Origin of the sequence: Leptospira biflexa serovar Patoc strain 'Patoc 1 (Paris)' (assembly GCF_000017685.1) — a bacterium.
Taxonomy (GTDB): Bacteria; Spirochaetota; Leptospiria; order Leptospirales; family Leptospiraceae; genus Leptospira_A; species Leptospira_A biflexa.
Window position 1 is genome coordinate 2,660,584 of the sequence record NC_010602.1, and the last position, 18,908, is coordinate 2,679,491.

The 18,908-nt window shown below is 40.1% G+C and carries 17 protein-coding genes; 5 read left to right on the forward strand and 12 right to left on the reverse strand.

The genetic code is table 11. The features are described from left to right. Positions 1-18: 18 nt before the first annotated feature. From LEPBI_RS12670 to LEPBI_RS12685, 4 genes are all read right to left on the reverse strand, one after another. A complete protein-coding gene (locus tag LEPBI_RS12670) occupies positions 19-2,568 on the reverse strand; it encodes an ATP-dependent Clp protease ATP-binding subunit (RefSeq protein WP_012389516.1) in 2,550 nt (849 codons plus the stop codon). A 60-nt stretch (positions 2,569-2,628) separates the two neighbouring features. Then, positions 2,629-3,255 carry an ATP--guanido phosphotransferase gene (locus tag LEPBI_RS12675; protein ID WP_338033413.1) on the reverse strand — a complete coding sequence of 209 codons (627 nt, stop codon included), beginning with the start codon at positions 3,253-3,255 and terminating at the stop codon, positions 2,629-2,631. A 143-nt stretch (positions 3,256-3,398) separates the two neighbouring features. Continuing rightward, a complete protein-coding gene (locus tag LEPBI_RS12680) occupies positions 3,399-4,097 on the reverse strand; it encodes an ABC transporter ATP-binding protein (protein WP_012389518.1) in 699 nt (232 codons plus the stop codon). Further along, positions 4,090-5,442, reverse strand: a complete 1,353-nt coding sequence (locus LEPBI_RS12685) for an ABC transporter permease (RefSeq protein WP_012389519.1) — start codon at positions 5,440-5,442, stop codon at positions 4,090-4,092. The genes LEPBI_RS12680 and LEPBI_RS12685 overlap by 8 nt, the downstream gene beginning before the upstream one ends. A gap of 60 nt (positions 5,443-5,502) precedes the next feature. Between LEPBI_RS12685 and LEPBI_RS12690 the strand changes: the two genes are divergently transcribed. Together LEPBI_RS12690 and LEPBI_RS12695 are read left to right on the forward strand one after the other, a co-directional pair. Beyond that, positions 5,503-6,489 (forward strand): hypothetical protein, encoded by a 987-nt coding sequence (locus tag LEPBI_RS12690; RefSeq protein WP_012389520.1) that lies wholly within the window; start codon positions 5,503-5,505, stop codon positions 6,487-6,489. Positions 6,490-6,494: 5 nt separating this feature from the next. After that, positions 6,495-7,514, forward strand: a complete 1,020-nt coding sequence (locus LEPBI_RS12695; protein WP_012389521.1) for an LIC_10230 family protein — start codon at positions 6,495-6,497, stop codon at positions 7,512-7,514. A gap of 83 nt (positions 7,515-7,597) precedes the next feature. Here the strand turns inward: LEPBI_RS12695 and LEPBI_RS12700 are convergent, their stop codons facing one another. The 6 genes from LEPBI_RS12700 to acpP are packed head-to-tail and all read right to left on the reverse strand — an operon-like array spanning position 7,598 to position 11,775. Further along, positions 7,598-8,338: a toxin-antitoxin system YwqK family antitoxin gene (locus LEPBI_RS12700; protein WP_012476378.1), complete on the reverse strand. Its 741-nt coding sequence runs from the start codon at positions 8,336-8,338 to the stop codon at positions 7,598-7,600. Beyond that, positions 8,313-9,209 carry a mechanosensitive ion channel family protein gene (locus LEPBI_RS12705; RefSeq protein ID WP_012389523.1) on the reverse strand — a complete coding sequence of 299 codons (897 nt, stop codon included), beginning with the start codon at positions 9,207-9,209 and terminating at the stop codon, positions 8,313-8,315. The genes LEPBI_RS12700 and LEPBI_RS12705 overlap by 26 nt, the downstream gene beginning before the upstream one ends. Further along, positions 9,202-10,302: a 3-dehydroquinate synthase gene (aroB, locus tag LEPBI_RS12710; protein ID WP_012389524.1), complete on the reverse strand. Its 1,101-nt coding sequence runs from the start codon at positions 10,300-10,302 to the stop codon at positions 9,202-9,204. The genes LEPBI_RS12705 and aroB overlap by 8 nt, the downstream gene beginning before the upstream one ends. Beyond that, positions 10,299-10,763 carry an NUDIX hydrolase gene (locus LEPBI_RS12715; protein ID WP_012389525.1) on the reverse strand — a complete coding sequence of 155 codons (465 nt, stop codon included), beginning with the start codon at positions 10,761-10,763 and terminating at the stop codon, positions 10,299-10,301. Before LEPBI_RS12715 ends, aroB begins: the two co-directional genes overlap by 4 nt. Next, the gene (gene rnc, locus LEPBI_RS12720) at positions 10,760-11,488 is read right to left on the reverse strand and encodes a ribonuclease III (RefSeq protein WP_012389526.1); all 729 of its coding nucleotides are present in this window, start codon (positions 11,486-11,488) and stop codon (positions 10,760-10,762) included. Before rnc ends, LEPBI_RS12715 begins: the two co-directional genes overlap by 4 nt. A 53-nt stretch (positions 11,489-11,541) precedes the next feature. Further along, the gene (gene acpP, locus LEPBI_RS12725) at positions 11,542-11,775 is read right to left on the reverse strand and encodes an acyl carrier protein (protein ID WP_002974954.1); all 234 of its coding nucleotides are present in this window, start codon (positions 11,773-11,775) and stop codon (positions 11,542-11,544) included. A 376-nt stretch (positions 11,776-12,151) separates the two neighbouring features. Between acpP and LEPBI_RS12730 the strand changes: the two genes are divergently transcribed. From LEPBI_RS12730 to LEPBI_RS12740, 3 genes are all read left to right on the forward strand, one after another. Beyond that, complete coding sequence (locus tag LEPBI_RS12730; RefSeq protein ID WP_012389527.1) at positions 12,152-13,645, forward strand: sulfurtransferase; 1,494 nt, start codon at positions 12,152-12,154, stop codon at positions 13,643-13,645. A gap of 107 nt (positions 13,646-13,752) precedes the next feature. Further along, complete coding sequence (locus LEPBI_RS12735) at positions 13,753-15,663, forward strand: DUF1538 domain-containing protein (RefSeq protein ID WP_012389528.1); 1,911 nt, start codon at positions 13,753-13,755, stop codon at positions 15,661-15,663. After that, complete coding sequence (locus LEPBI_RS12740; RefSeq protein ID WP_012389529.1) at positions 15,660-16,781, forward strand: P-II family nitrogen regulator; 1,122 nt, start codon at positions 15,660-15,662, stop codon at positions 16,779-16,781. The genes LEPBI_RS12735 and LEPBI_RS12740 overlap by 4 nt, the downstream gene beginning before the upstream one ends. Before the next feature lie 121 nt (positions 16,782-16,902). On the opposite strand, the gene fabG is transcribed toward LEPBI_RS12740, so the two are convergent. Together fabG and plsX are read right to left on the reverse strand one after the other, a co-directional pair. Then, on the reverse strand, positions 16,903-17,664 hold the full coding sequence (fabG, locus tag LEPBI_RS12745; RefSeq protein WP_012389530.1) for a 3-oxoacyl-ACP reductase FabG: 762 nt from the start codon (positions 17,662-17,664) through the stop codon (positions 16,903-16,905). 219 nt (positions 17,665-17,883) lie between these two features. Beyond that, positions 17,884-18,906: a phosphate acyltransferase PlsX gene (gene plsX / locus LEPBI_RS12750; RefSeq protein WP_012389531.1), complete on the reverse strand. Its 1,023-nt coding sequence runs from the start codon at positions 18,904-18,906 to the stop codon at positions 17,884-17,886. Positions 18,907-18,908 lie beyond the last annotated feature (2 nt).

Genomic DNA, 18,908 nt, shown 5'->3' on the forward strand with positions numbered 1-18,908 from the left:
TCGCCTTCCTAAAAACCCTTATACGAGGGCTAAGTCTTTTTCCTCAGTGTTTGGCGAAGATCCATCGTCTTTTTTAGGAACTTCTTTGTAATCTTCCCAAGCTGATTCGGAATACACAAGTTTTCCTTCTGCCATATCTACCAAAATTTTAGTAGGGTTTTCATAAACACCTTTGAGAGACTGAACCGCCATATAATCTTCCAATTCTCTTTGGAACACACGTCGGAGTGGTCGGGCTCCGTAGTTTTGGTCGTATCCAATCGTAGCAAAATGTTCTTTTGCAGCGAATGTGAGTTCCACGAATACTTTTTTCTCCGTCAAACGTTTGTTAAAATCTTTTAACATGATATCCACAATGCTAACGATTTCTTCTTTTTTGAGAGGAGCAAAGTAAACCACTTCATCCACACGGTTTAAAAACTCAGGATTAAAATGTTTTTTAAGTTGTTCTCTTGCCTGTTCAGCCTTATAAGCTTCCCTTTCGTCTGCAAAATCTTCAAAACCCAATCTTCCACCTTTGGATATTTCCTTCGCGGCAATATTGGATGTCATGATGATGATGGTATCTCGGAAGTTGACCTTACGACCTTTCGTATCGGTTAAATTCCCCTCTTCCATAATTTGCAAAAGGATATTAAACAAATCATGGTGGGCTTTTTCGATCTCATCAAGTAAAACCAAACTGTATGGTTTTCTTCTCACAAATTCTGTGAGTTGGCCACCATCATCATACCCTACATAACCAGGAGGAGCTCCAATCAGTCTTGATACCGCATGTGGCTCCATGTATTCCGACATATCGATACGAAGCATATTGTCTTCCGAACCGAACAATTGTTCCGCGAGGGCTTTTGCAAGTTCCGTTTTTCCCACACCAGTTGGTCCAAGGAAAATAAACGATCCAGTAGGTCGTTTTTCACTTTTGAGACCAGTGCGAGAGCGTCTGACGGCACGTGCCACTTTTTCAATCGCTTCGGTTTGCCCAACAATTCGAGATTTGATGTCTTCTTCCAAATTAAGAAGTTTTGTGTTTTCGGATTGTTCCATTTTTTTCAATGGAATTCCCGTCCAAAGACTGACAACAGAAAGGATGTCTTCTTCCTCGATGGAAACGGCATACCCTTCCATTCTCTCTTGCCATTGTTTGGTTTTTTCTTCCAATTCACCTTTTTTACGATTCACTTCATCGCGAACAGCGGCCGCTTTTTCATACTCTTGGCTACGAACCAAATCTTCTTTTTTCAGAGATAACGATTTGATCTCTTCTTCGATCTCTTTGATTTCATTTGGTCGTTGGCAATTGGCAAGTCTTGCTTTGGCTCCTGCTTCATCGATGATATCAATTGCTTTGTCTGGTAAAAACCTGTCGTTGATATAACGGTGTGAAAGTTTGACTGCCTGTTCGATGGCTTTTTCCGAATAACGCACCTTATGGTGGGATTCGTATGCTTTTTTCAATCCATCCAAAATAAGAACCGCATCGTCAACGGAAGGTTCGAGTACCTTCACCATTTGGAACCTTCGTTCCAATGCAGAATCTTTTTCGATGTATTTACGATATTCGTTATTCGTTGTTGCTCCAATGCATTGGAGTTCGCCACGTGCGAGTGCCGGTTTTAAAATGTTTGCGGCATCCACTGCCCCTTCTGCGGCCCCAGCCCCAATCAGAGTGTGCAACTCATCAATGAAGATGATGATGTTTTGGGAAGTGACGATTTCTTTCATGATTTTTTTCAATCGTTCTTCAAACTCACCACGGTATTTGGTACCTGCAATGAGGCTTGCCAAATCTAAAGATAACACTCGTTTATCGAAAAGTAAATCTGGGACCAATTTTTCGATCACAGCTTGCGCAAGGCCTTCCACGATCGCCGTTTTCCCAACACCTGATTCTCCGACGAGAACCGGGTTGTTTTTGGTTTTTCTCGATAAAATTTGGATCACACGTTCGATTTCTTTTGAGCGCCCAATGACTGGGTCCAATTTTTTCTCACGTGCCAATTGTGTGAGGTCTCGTGCAAATTCATCAAGGATCGGAGTTTTACTTTTTTCTTGTCTTGGTGCTGCCGTTTGTGATTGGCTTTGGCCTGTGGACTGGGTCCCAGTGGAACCACCCACAGCTCCTGAAGGAGGTGCGCCTAACAGACGTAAAATTTCCGATTTGATGACATTATAATTTACGCTAAAGGAAGATAAAGATCCTCCCGCTATATTATTATTATCACGAAGTAATGCGAGGAGAATGTGCTCGGTTCCCACATAGTTATGTTTGAGGCGTTTTGCCTCTTCTTTGGAAACTTCGATCATTTTTTGGTACTTGTCTTGCCCTTGGCTGACATCGAGTAACAAAGCACCCGAACCCTCGCGGGTACGTTTCTCCACTTCTTTACGGAGTTCGTTTAAATTGATGTTTAGATTCGTGAGAATCTTAATCGCGACAGAGTCCTCCTCCCGGAGAAGCCCAAGTAGAATGTGTTCAGGACCGATAAAATCGGAACCTAAACGTTTAGCCTCATCTTGGGCGATTTCGTTGATGACTCTTTTTGCTCTTTTGGTGAATTCCAACATGCCGCACCCTGCCTTTAGTAATTAGACGAACGTCCTTGTTCCCATCTTGACCGTACTGGGTCAAAGGGAGCCTCGTAAACCAAGAATTTTGTAAAACTGACGTTTTTGGACCGCGAATGCGTTCTTCCACGAGATTTTTACGACAAGTCCTCGGAAATTTCCGAGTGACTCTCTTCTATGATCGGTGGAAGGAGCAAATTCTATACCAAATTCAGAAAGTTTCTCAAAAAGTGAAAAGAAGCTAGGATCCACTCCTGATTCAATGCCAATGAGGAGGGAATCTCGCCTCCCCTTTCCCAAATTGGTTGGGCAAGAGGAAAGGAAACCAATCCCTCGTGAAAACGCCCAATTTTTTTTTTGGTACAAAAAGCGAAGGAGAGATCGAACTTCTTTTGGAAATTTTTTTGAAAACTCTCGCTTTTGTTTGGGAATCTGATCATCCATCACATCGATCGTTTCCAAAATTTCGAAACGCAAATGGTCTTCACTACCCAAATACAAACGATAAATTGGATCTGGATTTTCATTCGCATGTAAAAATTCCAAAAACCCATTTTCGACTAACATTCGTTTCACTTCCTTTTCCTTAGAATCATAAAAGGGAAATACGGAATGAGAAAGGTTACGTGTGATCCGAGTCCGGTAAGAAAGGAAATGGATTTTGGAATGTTTTTTTTGAAGGGCCAATTGTATCTCCTCGAGTAGAGAAGAAGGGATCCATTTTTTGATTGGAAGTCTTGGATACGAAAATTGTGTGATACAATGTTCGCACCCAAATTTACCAGAGATCCGAAACTGGAACAGGGTGGTCCCACAGAAACGGCAAAACATCACAGACTAACGGGCGATAGCTTACCGGATACGATTCGATTTCGTTTGTGAGCCATGGAAGCAAGTTCCAAGTCATGGGTCACAAGAATGAGAGAAAATTTGAACTCATTCTGCAATTCTTTGATCAGATCCATCAGATGCCTGGAATTGTCTCGGTCAAGGTTACCAGTTGGTTCATCAGCAAGGATGAGTTGCCTTCTTCCCACAAGGGCACGTGCCACACCCACACGAGCACTTTCTCCACCAGAGAGTTGGGAAGGAAAACTTTCCGTACGTTCCCCAAGTCCTACTTTTTTTAGGATTTCAATCGCTTGTGATTTGGCAAGCGATGGGTTCATCCTTGCGATGAGAAGTGGCATCATTACATTTTCCAACGCGGTAAAATCGGGGAGTAGTAAATGTTGTTGGAAAATAAAGGAAATTTTTTCAGCACGAAAACTTTCTCTTTGTTTTTCATTTAGATTCTTTAAAGAAACTCCGCAAACTTCCACCTCACCATCGTCAAACGAATCCATGGCACCTAAGATATTCAGGAGTGTTGATTTCCCAACGCCCGAGGCACCTTCCACCGAAACGATTTCACCGGGTAACACTTCAAAGTCGAGCCCTGATATGATATGATACCTTTTGTCGACGACTTGGTAATACTTTTCAAGCTGCCTTACGGAGACTGTTGGTTTGATTTCAGAATTAGTCATTGCGAATCGTATCCACTGGGTTTAGATTGGCGGCCATTCGAGCTGGGAAATAACCTGCAAGGCCAGAGAGAATGGTAGCAGCAGTTGTTACCATAAAGATAAAGGAAATATCAATATCCACAGGGATATGATCAAAATAATAAATGTCTTTGGGAACCAGTTCCACGGGATCCCAATCTCCAGGATTTAAGAGACTCCCCACTCCATTGATGATCTCAGAGATGGCGTTGATGATGACTTCCAATTTGGTGGCGATAAAGATCCCCGTCATACCACCAACAAGAGAAGATAAAATTCCGACAATCATCGCGTTTAAGGTAAAGATAAGGAGGATATCATTGGAAGCAAGTCCCAGAGCTTTCAACGTTCCAATCGACCTACGTTTGGCACGAATGAGAGAGTGAACCGTTGCTACCATCCCAAGGGCCGCAAGGACGATGAACAAAAAGACAATGATGGAGATGATGGTTTTTTCCAAACGAAGGGCCGCAAGAAAATTCTCTTGTTCTTCGGCAATGGTTCGCACTGACCATGACGTATCATCTTGGATCTTTTGGTTCCAGTTCTCCTCATTCAAACGAGATAAAATTCGATGTTTGGTGAGTTTCAGATCATCGAGCGATCGAACCTTGATGGCAATTTGGTTCACAGCACCTTTCATCTTAAAAAACTCTTGGGCCTGAGGAAGCGATAAAAACACAAACTTGGAATCGTAATTATAATAACCAGTTTTAAAGAGGCCAACCAATCGAAAGGATTGCACATTGACTTGGACACCACGTTCTACAGTAAACCGTCCACCAGGCACTGCCATGGTGATCTCCCGACCAATCCCATACCCATAAATGGCACTCATTTCTTTTCCCACTACGACCATCTTTTTAGAATTGATCGAAGAAATTTCATCTCGGTTGTACTGTAAGATCCGAGGGAAGTTCGGGAGGCCATTTTCCACTAATTTTTCAATCGAATCAATGGGCACAGCTCGGATCATGATAGGGTTGAAGTTATTATTGCTCTGGATGAGGCCGTGGCTTGTGATATTACCTTCCACCGAAACAAAGGATTCAGCAAGTTTCGGATCAGACTTCAAATGGGCGATCACAGTCTCATAATCGTAGATGGCCCCTGATCCATAGGAGTTTTCGATTGTGATATGAGGCCCACCCTGCCAAAGGGATTCTTTCACTTGTTTTTGGAATCCATTAAAAATGGACAAAACCACAACAAGAAGTCCCACTCCCACAGCCATCACGATAAACGATAGTCTGGATTTGATAGAGAGGAAACCCAATACGCGGGACCCTCGGATGTAACGGATTGTGATTAAAGAGACGATTCCCATGATGACCTAATCTTTTTGACAGCTTTCTCTGAAAGATGGATACTGTCAAAAAAGAACCTTATGCCTGAAACACCAAACTATTATTCTGTCAAAGTCAATCTACGAGACGAAGCCAATATGGTGTACACCATGGTTTCTGCCATCATCGACCCGGTTGAAATCAAATCGGTGAAATATGAGGGAGTTTCGTGCTCAAGTCCCCTTTCGCTTTTGCCTGTTCGTTCGACATTCCAAGACTTTTACAACCGAATGCAACGTGTGATCTACAAAGGGGAACAACAAAAAAACATCACGAAGTCCCTACAAGAACTCATCAAAACGAAGTTTGGTTCAGAGAGTTTTTTAGAAGAAATTTTACATTATATGGACCACAACTTGACCGACCGTTTGGACTTTGTCTTCAGCGAAATCCACAAACGGACAGCAGGGAATTCAGAACCCAAAGTGGAAATCCATTTTGAACTGATTGATCCGAATGACATGACAAAGACCACAGTGGACGAAGAGGAAATTGCCAAAAAGGAAGCCCCTCCCGTAACCCCGGTCCCGCAAGCATCTGGATTTCTCATCCCAGCCGATAAACAAATTGTTCAGTTTAAGTTCCAACTTTCGCCTGTCAATGGAATCCCCCTTGTGGAACTAAAAGCAGGTGATAATGTATACATACGACTCGTACCAGGGGATGCAGTCACAGATTCCATCATCAATACTTTGGAACTCAAAGAAGAATCAGGTGCCATCAAACAAATTCCTGCAAAAATTGTGAACATTTCGAATAACAAAAATTTTTCGGAAGTGGTGATCAAAATCAATGAACAGATTTATGGCAAAATCATCGAAGAAGAAAACTCAGTCAAAATCAAAACCACTGATAGTAATGCGGGTGCTGCAAATATCATGAACTCGGTTGCCTCACCTACGGCAAAAATCACAAAAGCCAAACAAAATCCAAATCTGTCGGCCGATGAAAGTTTCCATTTGATGCCTTATATCATCATGTTAGTGGTGCTTGCCATTGGGATGATGACAATCTTTGTAATTCTCTAAACTAAATGACTCAATTCAAAAAAAAATTACCAATCCTTTCCCCTCTCTTCATTGCACTGGTTGTTCTTCACTCTTTGTTTGTGGATTACACAGTCCAATTTCCCGACTTTATCAGTTCCGAAAATTCGGAAACAAGTCTACAAACAATGAAACCACAAGTGATCGCTGAGAATGGGATTATGGGAAGGATCTCCTACTTAGAATCATTTTTGATCGAATTAGAATCAAAAGAACTGCCAATTGATACAGAGATGGAAGAGACAAAAGACAGCGTCAAACGTGTGCTCATCGGTCAAAAGTTGTTACTTGGATTATTATTCTTTTATCTTTTCCTTAACTTTTCGACTGCTGTCACTTATGTAACGCGAGCTTGGTTTCATAAATCAATGGCACATGTATTGTATCCTGTATCGCTTGTGGTTTTATTACCAAAGATTTTTTTCCAATTGAATCTAATGGTACAAAAGGATATCTTTTCCTATTTTTATTTTGTATTTTTAGTTTTTACATATATCATAACGATTCTTGCATACAGAACCATTATTAAAGATAAAGAAAGCTACGAAGGATTCCAATCCTTACAATTTTCTTCTTCTTTAGAAGAAGAAGGCCGATCTCCAAGTAATACGAAAACGGGAACCTACTTTGCACCGATTTTCCATGTTCTCGTCATCATCCTGATTGGAATTTTGATTGGGAATTTGATTTATATTCCGTTATTCCTTCTACAAAAGCACTATGTGAGCGAATTTAGTTATTTTATCTTCTTTTTGATCAGTTTATTATCTGTTTTTTATATTTTTAATTATAACAAGGTAGGTGGTGAGGCAAAAAATCCAAACTGGCAAAATTTATCCGTCAGTTTTGCTTATTTGCAGTATCGATTCTTACGGAATGGGTTCATGTCCATTTTTAGTACGATACTCATCATCTTGTTTGTCACGTTTTTATTTAGTTTATTACTCTTTAATATCGATGTGATTCAGAACAGTTTAGGTTTGTTTGGGAAAACGACTGAGTTTTGAGAAGAAAAACCATGGAAGAGAATGATTGATTCCAACCAATTCTCTTTCGTTTCCTTGATTTTTGATTGAGTGGTCGACAATCCTTAATTACATTCTGGAGTTTTGTCTTTTTTCACGACACACCAACTTTTCCCATTCGGGTAATATGTATTTCGTGAGAGTAACTCGCCAGATTCCGAATACAATTCAGTAGCTTCTTTTACGCCAGTAGGATAGTAATAAAACCACTCTCCTACTTTTTTGTCTTCCGCATAACTACCTTTTGCTTCTACTTTTGTATCGGGATAATATCTCACCCAATCACCAGTTCGTAGTCCTCCATCAAAAAATCCTTTTTCATTCAAACGCCCCGTACGATAGTAACGAATGTAGGCTCCATTTTCATTGCCAATTTCAGGGCTTTGGATCCATATCTGTTTTTTTCGGTATCCTACTTTGTAATTCTGTTCTATATAAATTTTTCCGTCAGAAAAATAAAATTTCCAAAGCCCATCTCTTTCCCCGTTTACCATCTTTCCTTCCATAATGGTATTCCCTGCAAGATAATTTAATTTTTTACCCAATCCATTGGGTTGGCTCAATGAATTCACCGGAACTATTGTGACCAGATTTCCATTCTCGTACCATTCACGAAGGTACCCGTCTCCAATCATCGAATAATGATTTGTTTTTTTTTCGAAACTTGCATCTTTAGGGACAGTAGATGGTCTTTCCACACTTCCCTTGCAGGGACCAAATACAACACCAGACAGTAAAACAACTGCTAGGAGAGAGATAAAAATCCAAAAGGAATTGTCTTTAATGGGTGTGGATGTAGATGTCATTTTCTTCTTTGAATTTAGTTAAAATTTCTTTTGAGATTAAGATACGATTGAGACGTTTCGATCGGATGGGCGTTAGATAACGTAAACACATAAGAATTGTACCTTCTGGTTCCAAAGAAGTATAAACGATTGGTGTTGTTTTTCCAAGTCTCACAAGATAGTTTTTTGACATTTCTCTGATTTTTGATTCTACAAGTTCAGGTGCGAGTACCAATTCTTCATGTAATATTTGAGTACAAATCTTTTCTGCTTTTTGCCAGTTTGATTTTAAATCTAAATAGATTCGGAACTCATCCCAAACAAAATCCATAGTTTCTGAAACAATAAAAAATCGATGCAGGACGATGTTATAGTTTGGAAAATGAATGAGTCTGTTTGTGGATTGTTCAAACCTCGGATCTGGTGCAATTTCAAGTAAGGTAAATTTAAAAAATCCAATATTGACAACATCTCCTTTGATGTTCTCAATTTCAATCCTGTCTCCCACTTTAAAACCGTTAGCACCCATGATCATAAACCAACCCACCATGTTGAGCCATACTTCTTTGAGTGAAATGACAATACCAGCTCCTGCAAGACCAAGAACTGTGGGAAGTAACGATAAACTAGAAAAAATAACGGGGAGGTAAGCAATTCCAAAAACGAGAATAAATCCCATCCTTGCAACTTTTCTTCGGTTGTATTCGTGAACGGGATCTATCGCAGGTTTGACTCTCTCTACAAGAAACATTGTGATTTTGTAACAAATCACAGCAAAGACAACCATATAGGCAAAAAGTATCAGCGTCTCAGCAAATTCCCGATTCGAACTTCTGAGAAGAGTTAAAGGATTAAGATCTAAATAAAATTCTTTTAAACTTCCACTACCCATTGAGGTTCATTCCTTTGTGGCGTTTTAAGATTTCCAAAATGGTTTTTCGTTCCACTGTTACTCCAAACTTTGGTTTACCAAAATCTTCCAGTAGGACAAACTTCAAGGTATTCCCATCCTTTTTTTTGTCATGTTCCATGTGTTTCAAAACTAATTCTGGTTTTTCTTCTAGAACTGTTGGCAACTCTAATTGTAACATAAGAGAAATTGCTTTTTGGAAATTGGAATCCGAAAAACCTAATATTTCTTTGGATAATAACAACGCGGTAACAAGACCTACAGAAACTGCTTCCCCATGAGAGTATTTTTTGTATAAGGTGAGTGATTCGATCGCGTGTCCTGTCGTATGACCTAAATTGAGAACAGCACGTAAACCGGACTCCTTTTCATCTTGCGACACAATGGATGATTTGACACGCACTGATTCTTCGATCGCATAACGGAGAGTCTCTGATTTTTCATAAAAATCGGCACGTTTGGAATTAGAAATTCTTTCAAAAAAATCCCCTCCATCCAAAAACGAATGTTTGGCGACTTCTGCAAGACCACAACTCCACTCTTTTTTTGGTAATGTTGAAAGAGTAAAGAGAGGTGCAAAAACAAATTCAGGTTGGTAAAAAGCACCCACCATATTTTTGCCTGAATCTACATTCACAGCAACCTTTCCACCTACAGACGAATCCACACAAGCAAGTAAGGTTGTTGGCACTTGGATGAATCGAATTCCCCTTTGGTAAGTAGCCGCGATGAATCCTGCAAAGTCGCCAACCACTCCACCGCCAAATGCAATGATGACAGCATTTCGATCTGCATCTGCTTCGATGAGTTGGTGGTATACTTTTTTGACGCGGTCAATGTGTTTGTTTTTTTCACCCGCCTTTAAATAGATAAAAGAAAACGGGATGGAACTGGCTTTTAATTCTTTGATTAAATATTTTTCGTAGATGCCTGCAATTTCGCGACTGGTGAGAACGAATGCATGGGAGATTTTTTTGAGTGATCCAAGTTTTTCAGAAAGACCAACAAAGTCTTCATGTAATTCTACGGGGTAAACAAAACCCGAGCCTACAACTTTTCGTTCTGATAACTTCATGGTTCATTCACCCATGGGCTTGAAATATATCGAGGTTTATTTGTGCTTTTAGCCCGAAAGTAATGTTTTATGTCAGGCCTTAGATCCATCTCCAAAATCTCTTTGGGTGTAAAATAACCAAAACCGGAGATTGCTTTTTCTTTCGCATTCAGAACTGGCAATAATTCTTTTACCTTGGTTAAAAATACAATTTGGATCAAATGCCTTTTTTGGTTTGGATCAATGGATTCGTTTAATAATAAAAATTCAGAGTGACTCACTTCTAGAGACAATTCTTCTTTTAGTTCTCGTTTGAGTGCCTCTTCGCCTGATTCACCAAATTCGATCCCACCACCTGGAAGTAACCAATACCCAGATTGTTTTTTCTGTTGTTGGACGAGTAAAATTTTTCCCTTGGGATCTTGGATGAGAGCGGCCACTCGGACTCGCATAGATTTTGATTTTAATAAAAAATCGATCATAATAATTTCAAAATTCGAAGGGCAGCTTTCGCAGCCATTTGTTCTGCTCTCCGTTTATTTTTCCCATCGCCATTCGATTGAAAGTAATTTTCACAAGAAACGGATACAGAAAAATCTTTGTCGTGGTCTGGTCCCTCTTCTTTCAAGAGAATATATTCAGGCAATTTTTTCCATTTTTTTTGGCAATATTCCTGCAAAATGGTTTTATAATCTTTTGTCTCTTCCGCCGATTCTACACCTTTCTCCATGGTTTGGAAATGGGGTGTGAGAAATATCCGACAACTGTTTAGCCCTTGGTCGAGATACAAGGCACCAAGAAAAGCTTCAAAACAATCAGCCTGTAAGTTCAAATTGGCTTCCCCCTTTTCTTTTTCTCCTTTTCCCAAAAGTAAAAAATCAGGGAATCGATAGAAACGTGCCAGTTTGGCAATGGCGGGTGCTGAGACCATTTTGCTCTTGAGTTTCGCAAGGATCCCTTCCTTGCCCTTAGGGAGCGATTTGTAAAGGTATTCTGCGGCCAATATGCCAAGGACGGAGTCTCCTAAAAATTCCAATCGTTCATTATCAGAAAGATAACGATCCGAATCCTCATTGGCAAAGGACCTATGAACAAAAGCTAGGTGGAGGAGAGAAATATCCTTAAAACTTGTATCTGTGATGGATTGTAGTTCTTGGAGAGAGGTGATTCTTTCGGGAGTGAGTTTGATGCGAATGGAGTGGGACAAGGGAAAAAGATCCGGGTTCCTCTATTCGGGGAACCCGGTTTTTGGATTGGGAATTACCCCTTAAGTTTATCGATGAATTTAATTACATCGCCTACGGTTTGGATTTTTTCTGCGTCTTCATCAGAAATTTCCACACCAAACTCTTCTTCAAGAGCCATAACTAGTTCAACTGTATCAAGAGAGTCAGCACCAAGATCATTGATGAAGTGAGCTTCAGGTGTTACTTCTGATTCATCAACACCAAGTTGTTCTACGATGATTGACTTTATTTTTTCGAAATCTGCCATTTTATATCCTCCAGGCCACTGTGAACAGTGGGGCAAGTGTTAAATCGTTTTCCGCTAGGTATATATGTACGCCTAGCGTTTTTTTAAAATGAAATTGTCGAAATTTTTGGCAAGTCTAAATAGATTATTTTCCTCTTGAAACCTTTGACATCATTCTAACATCACCTAACCTGAATTAATCTGAATTGAAATCGATCGATTTGCTGAGAAAAGAGAACAGAAGGGCCCTGCATCCAGGTAATTTCCAAAATCCTGGTCCGATTTCCAAGCCTTTGATCCATTTTAGCAGATTTATATTCCATTATAACAGAAGAAGCTTCCCTTCCTAACCAGGAACACCAAAGTCAACTCTAAGAAAAAAATAAAGGAGAACTCCATGATTCAAAAATGGATCCAAACACTGACTGCTTTCCTCCTACTTTCCTTCTCGGTTTCCTGTGTCGAAAAGAAAGAAGACAAAAACACTTTACTAGCCGCTCTGCTTTACTTGGCCGCAAACCAAATCAAAGTCAATTCTGCCACTGATCTGGTGAACGAATCGGCCGATGATTACAACCAGAACAATTGGGGACTCATCACCCCGCAGACCTTGGCTCGATTTGTCACAAATTGGCCCGCAAACAAACCAAGTCATATCACAGGAAACCTCATCATCTTACAAACGGATGATGCGAATCGTGTTGCTGGCGGGGCTGCTTCCGCATACGTAGCAGAAAATCCTGGTCAAGGTGTCTATGTATACTTACTTGACGATTATAAACCGGCAGATTTACCAAGTGGTGGTTTTCGATTCAACCAAACAAGAGATACCGGCTTATTTACAAACTCTGTCCGTTATCAAGCAAATGGTCAGTTTGTGGATGATTGGCTAAAAACCTTTGGAATTAATCTCTCAAAAGACTTAGTTGTATTTGCGGTAGGTACTGGAAATGGAATTTCTGGTGGTGCCTATCCTGGCAAAGCTGTAGGGGCCGGTGCTGTCCAAGATATCACTCGTGGCGTTTATTGGTTACGTTATTGGGGGGCTGAAATCAAAAACCTCGCGATACTCAATGGGAACCTAAACAAAAAAGCAACTGGTGCTGGAATCCCACTTTCGACAAGTCGTTCCGGTATCAACTTAGAACGAAACGGTGGATTCTCCGTAAAACAACTGCGAGTCGATAATACGGTTCTTACCTTGGGCCTTGAGGATATATATGAGATTGCAAAAACTGGAGGAAATGCAAATCTCTCTGGTCTCACTGCTAAACAACAAATTATCGATGCAAGACCAGCGACTCAATATGATGGATCAGCAGATGGATTGAATGTGCCGAGAAATTTACTTGTTGCGAATCCTGCGAGCCAAGCTTATATCACAACTTCCTACCAATCGTCCGGTGCACCTTCCGCATCAGCAGGGAACCAAACTTTTGTGCCTTTCGAAGGAAGTATCAAATCCTCAAAAACATTTCCTTGGTCTGATCTACTAAAAGATAATGCAGATGGATATGAATATCTGGATAAAGCTGCACTTAAAACACTGTTTAATACAACAAGAGCTGTTTACACGCCGGGAGCTACAATAGTTAGTCAATGCCGAACCAATTTCGAAGCACAAGTCAATGGATTTGCCTCTTTGAATATTCTCGGATACCCAACAGTGTATTATGATGGTTCTCTTGTGGAATGGACAGCACTTGTCGCAGGACATGGAACATCATCCATCAACCAAATACCAACCGATTTTAAATGGAGAACTGATAACACGAGTGTATCAAACTTCCTATGGTATAACAACGCTACACATGTTGTACGTCCCAATGTCAATCTAACGGCAACCACCACAAAAAAATTCATTCAAGAAGATAAGGCTTATAAGTACTAATCTCTTTCCCAGTTTGCACACTTCGTCTCCTGGCATCTGCCGGGAGACATTCTTTTTGCTTTTTAAAATCCCTTTGCAAAAATGTTTTTGTCTGACAGTTTGTCATAATGGCAAGGAACGAAAAAGAAGAGTCCATTCATATAGGATTTAAAGAAGCATTTACGCTCATACTTCCCTACTTTCGAAAAAAACTTTGGGAACAAACAAAATCAGTCGTTTGGGTTGTTTCTTACTTAGTATTATTTCAACTCATTGTACTCAGAATCCCAATCAAAGAAGCAGGAATCATTTCATTCGGAATTTTTGCCGTCATCATGGGCCTAACTTTTTTTATGGAAGGTTTGTATTTAGGCATCATGCCACTGGGTGAAACAATCGGGTTACGACTTCCGCAAAAAGTAAACTTACTAATGATTATGGTTTTCTGTTTGTTTGTAGGAATTGTCGCAACACTCGCAGAACCTGCCATTTCTGTATTAAAACAAAGTGGTTCCGCAGTGAATCCTTGGGATGCCCCCTTATTATTTCATTTATTAAATGAAGGTGCGGATGTACTTTTTCTTAGCATCGCTATCGGTGTTGGATTCTCTATCGTTTTTGGAATCATCCGAATCATTTACGGAATTTCTTTATCAAAGTTTTTGATACCAAGCCTTATCATTCTAATTTTAATCACGGTATATTCCTTCAACAACGACAACTTAAGGTTGATTTCTGGACTTGCCTGGGATTCAGGAGTGGTGGCCACTGGCTCTCTTACCGTCCCCTTAATTGTGGCATTAGGACTTGGTGTATCGAAAGCATCACGCACAAGTGATACAACGACGGGTTTTGGTGTGGTGACACTGGCATCTCTATTTCCTATCTTAAGTGTATTTGTTGTTGGCCTTTACTTTGCACCAAAGTTACCCCAACCAATGCCAAAAGATAAATTTTTTAGTTCAGGGATCACTCTGGAACAATCCAAACTGATGTTTGGTGAAAAAAATCCAGAAACTCTATTTGGAATGAGTGAAAAAGAACATAATTCTCAACTATCCATTCATAACAAATTAGTAAAAATAATGGAAGGAATTTTAGAAAGTTTTTCCGGTTCCCTCCAAGCCATCATTCCCTTAGCAGGATGTTTGATCCTTTTTTTATATATTGTATTAAGAGAAAGTTTGCCATTCACAGATGAACTGTATCTGGGAATTTTATTTGTCTTTTTGGGGTTAGCCATTTTTAACTTTGGAATCTTTTTTGGACTTAGTAAACTAGGAAGTCAGGTGGGAAACAAACTTCCGTCTTCATTTCGTTCCATCGAACTCACCGATTCTACAAAAGAGATCAGAAATTTTAATCCCAAAATTGTTTTCACTGCCACAGATGAAAATGGAAATACAGAGGATTTCTTTTATTTAAAAGATAAAAAGTCATTTTCACAAATCCCCTTCAGAGAAAAAAACTATGATTCTGAATCAGAAATTTATAGTTATGTGCCAATTCATGGTCCACTTTTTGGAAAAGAAGATAACCTTTTAGGATATTTTGTTGCACTTCTATTTGCTTTTTTATTAGGATATAGCGCCACACTCGCAGAACCAGCGCTAAGCGCACTCGCAAATAGTGTGGAAGAAGTGACTGTGGGGACCGTGAAAAAGATGGTTCTCATCCAAGCGGTAGGGATTGGAGTTGGACTCGGAACCTTACTGGGAATCTTAAAAATATTTTTAGAGATTCCACTTTTATACATCCTTCTACCTTCTTATATTTTTCTCGTGTTCCTTACTTTACTCAGTAAACCCGAATTCATTGACATAGCTTGGGATAGTGCGGGTGTAACAACAGGCCCCATTACCGTTCCTCTAATCATTGTTCTTGGACTTGGAATTGGAAACCAATTGAATATCGTAGATGGATTTGGAATTCTTTCTTCCGCTGCCATCTTCCCAGTACTCACAGTACTCGTTATGGGATTGTGGATGGAAAGATCTCGAAGACAATCATTATCAAATATTGAGGCAGAAGAAAAATGAATCATTGCCCAGCCATTAGACTTACAGTCGTTGTTCATAAAGATCTCGCCGATGAGGTTCAAAAAGTTTTTACCAATTTAAGGGTTCCTTATTTTTCTCATGAACTAGGAAGGTATCCTATCCTCAAAAGAAACCATATATTTCTTTTAAACCTATATTCCAGTGCGCAGTTGTATAATTTGCCTGTTGTTATTTTCCAAGTACTCACGGATAAAAAATCAGAAGACTTTTTATTCAATCAAATCATCGAAGCAGCTGACCTAACCGTTCCCGGTCATGGTTCGATTTACACTGAAGAAATTTCTATTTTTTGTCCAATCGCAGAAAACTTAATCTACAAAAATCCAATCAAAACAAAGCCATTAGGTTTTACTGGACTCACAGGTATCTTTTGTATCATCCAAAGAGGAGCCGCTGATACCATGTCACACTACATTTTGGAAAACGGTGTGGCAGTTCCAACCATCACTTATGGTGTAGGAAGAGGTCTTAGAGACCGTTTGGGACTTTTGCGAATTACCATCCCTAAAGAAAAGGAAATTGTTAAATTAATTGTTCATTCTTCCGACGCAGAACATGCGCTAGACTTTATCATCGAAGCAGGTAAACTCGATTTACCCGGAAAAGGTTTCATCTTTGAATACCCGATCAAACGAGGCCTTATCAATACAAAGATTAGTTTGGATGGACCAAAACAAGCGGCTAGTATGGAACAAGTAATTTCTGCCTTAGATCATTTATACGGAAACATTGATTGGAGAAGACAGTTTACAAATTTCCGAAAGGGCGCAAGAAAACGCAGTTATTTCGAAGGTGTAAACATTCACCTCAATGCAAAAGAAGGTTCTGTGGAAAAAGTGCTCATGAAACTTTCTAAACTTGGAATTTCAGGGGCCACAATCTCCCAAGACCGTCTGATCAAGTTAGACGAGGAGAACAGTTTATATAACCCAGCAAGAGATTCTGCAAATTTATTAATTCCGAAAAGAATGTTAAACGAAGTCATTTCTGAATTAGAAACTTTGGATTTTTTTACTAAAGAAACAGAAGGAATTGCTTATACAATGGAGATTCCAAGGGCTTTCTCTTACCAATCCAAACTTGGCAGAAAGAATTAAATCCCCTCATCTCGAAGAATCGAAATCAGGGGATTCTTTATCTTCACCTGGCCATAAGGTGGTAACCTTTTAGGCCAGTCCATCACCACTACAATTGGAGCGGTGGATTAATTTCTAAATCTTAATGGCCGCCACCTGGTAAAAATCCACCGCCATTGATATCAAGGATATGTCCTGTGATAAAAGAAGATGCATCAGACGCAAGGAATGCGATTCCGTTTGCGATGTCTTCAGGAAGACCTGCGCGTTTTAATGGAATGGCTTGGACCATACCGTGTCTAATATTCTCTGGGATTGCTTCTGTCATTTCAGTTGCGATAAAACCAGGAGCGATCGCATTACAACGAACTTTTCTAGAAGCCATTTCAAGAGCTACCGCTTTAGTAAAACCAATCACACCTGCTTTAGAAGCAGAGTAGTTTGTTTGGCCGATATTACCATTTTCACCAGAGATAGAAGACAAGTTAATGATGGATCCACCGTTTTCTTGTTTCATCATCACTTTGATTGCCGCTTGCGTGCAAAGGTAGGTTCCTGTTAGGTTCACGGCAATCACTGCATCCCACTGCTCTTTTTTCATTCTCATGAGGAGAGTGTCACGAGTGATCCCTGCGTTATTCACAAGAATATCAACAGATCCAAATTCTTTTTTTGCTGTATCGATGAGTTTTTGAGCATCTTCTTCCACGGATACGTTGGCAACAACGGCGATTGCTTTGTAACCCTTGGACTTTAGTTCTTCCGCAGTTGCATTGGTTGCTTCTGGGTTCATGTCCGCTACGACAATGTTTGCGCCAAGAGAAGCAAGTTTCAAACAAGTTGCCTTTCCAATTCCTCTTGCACCACCGGTAACGATGGCCGTTTTCCCTGTTAAACTGATCATTTTTGTATCCTCTTTTTTTCTAATTCCTAAACAATTTACTAAACAAATAAAATAAAACTTCTACTCGGTATGTGCAAACAAAACGTAATACCACATATCAAGTGCTATGCGGCAAAGAATAACAACCATTCATGACAAGATAAATTACGCGTAACAGCAATCATTTATCCAATTCCAAACACCTGAATCATCCGCAGATTTCAAATCCAATGCCTTCATTCAGTTTGAATCTCCAAGAATCGTTTTGTATTCTCCAAGTCTTTCTCGTATTCTTTCGTTGATTTGGTGTTTGGCACATTCTGAAATCACTCGGACAGCATTTTTAACTGCCAATGCATTGGAAGATCCATGTCCGATCATACAAATCCCTTCGACACCGAGTAATAATGCTCCACCGTATTCAGCATAATCTAATCGTTTTTTAACAGCAGTGAAGGTTGATTTGAGGAGAAGAGCACCTGTTTGGGCAAGACTGGATTGTCTGATGGAATTTCGTAAGACATTAAAAATAGATTTGGCTAGGCCTTCTGTGGCTTTTAAGACAATGTTTCCAATAAAACCATCACAAACGACAACGTCCACATCTCGGCCACTGCCGTATAAATCGCGGCCTTCCACATTTCCTACAAAGTTAAAGGGGATTTTTTTTAAGAGATCAAAGGTTTTGACAGAGACTGTATTGCCTTTTTTGTCTTCTTCTCCATTGGAAAGAATGCCTACCTTTGGATTTTTGACACCAAAAAGTTCACGTGAATAGATTTCACCCATAATGGCAAACTGTGCTAAGTATTCGGGTTTGCAGTCAACATTGGCACCAGCATCTAACAAGATTACAGGTGGTCCCTCTTCTCTTGGAATCGGGGCAGCAATTGGAGGTCGTAAAACTCCTGGTAGGCGGCCAAGATGTAACAATGCGGCGGCCATAGTAGCGCCAGTGTTTCCCGGAGAAAACACACCGATACATTCTTTGTCTGCTACCAAACGAACTGCTTTGACTACGGAAGAATCCTCCATAGCGCGGACTGCTATGGAAGGAGAATCATTCATCCCGATGATCTCGGTAGAATGTATGACACGGATCTTTTCTGTGTCATAATCGAATTTTAACAGGATATCAAGTAACTCTTGTTCATCGCCAACGAGCGAAACAGACAGTCCGAATTCTCGTACTGCCAGCACCGCGCCCTCGACGATACCTTCAGGGCCGTAATCTCCGCTCATCGCGTCCACGGCGACCCACATGA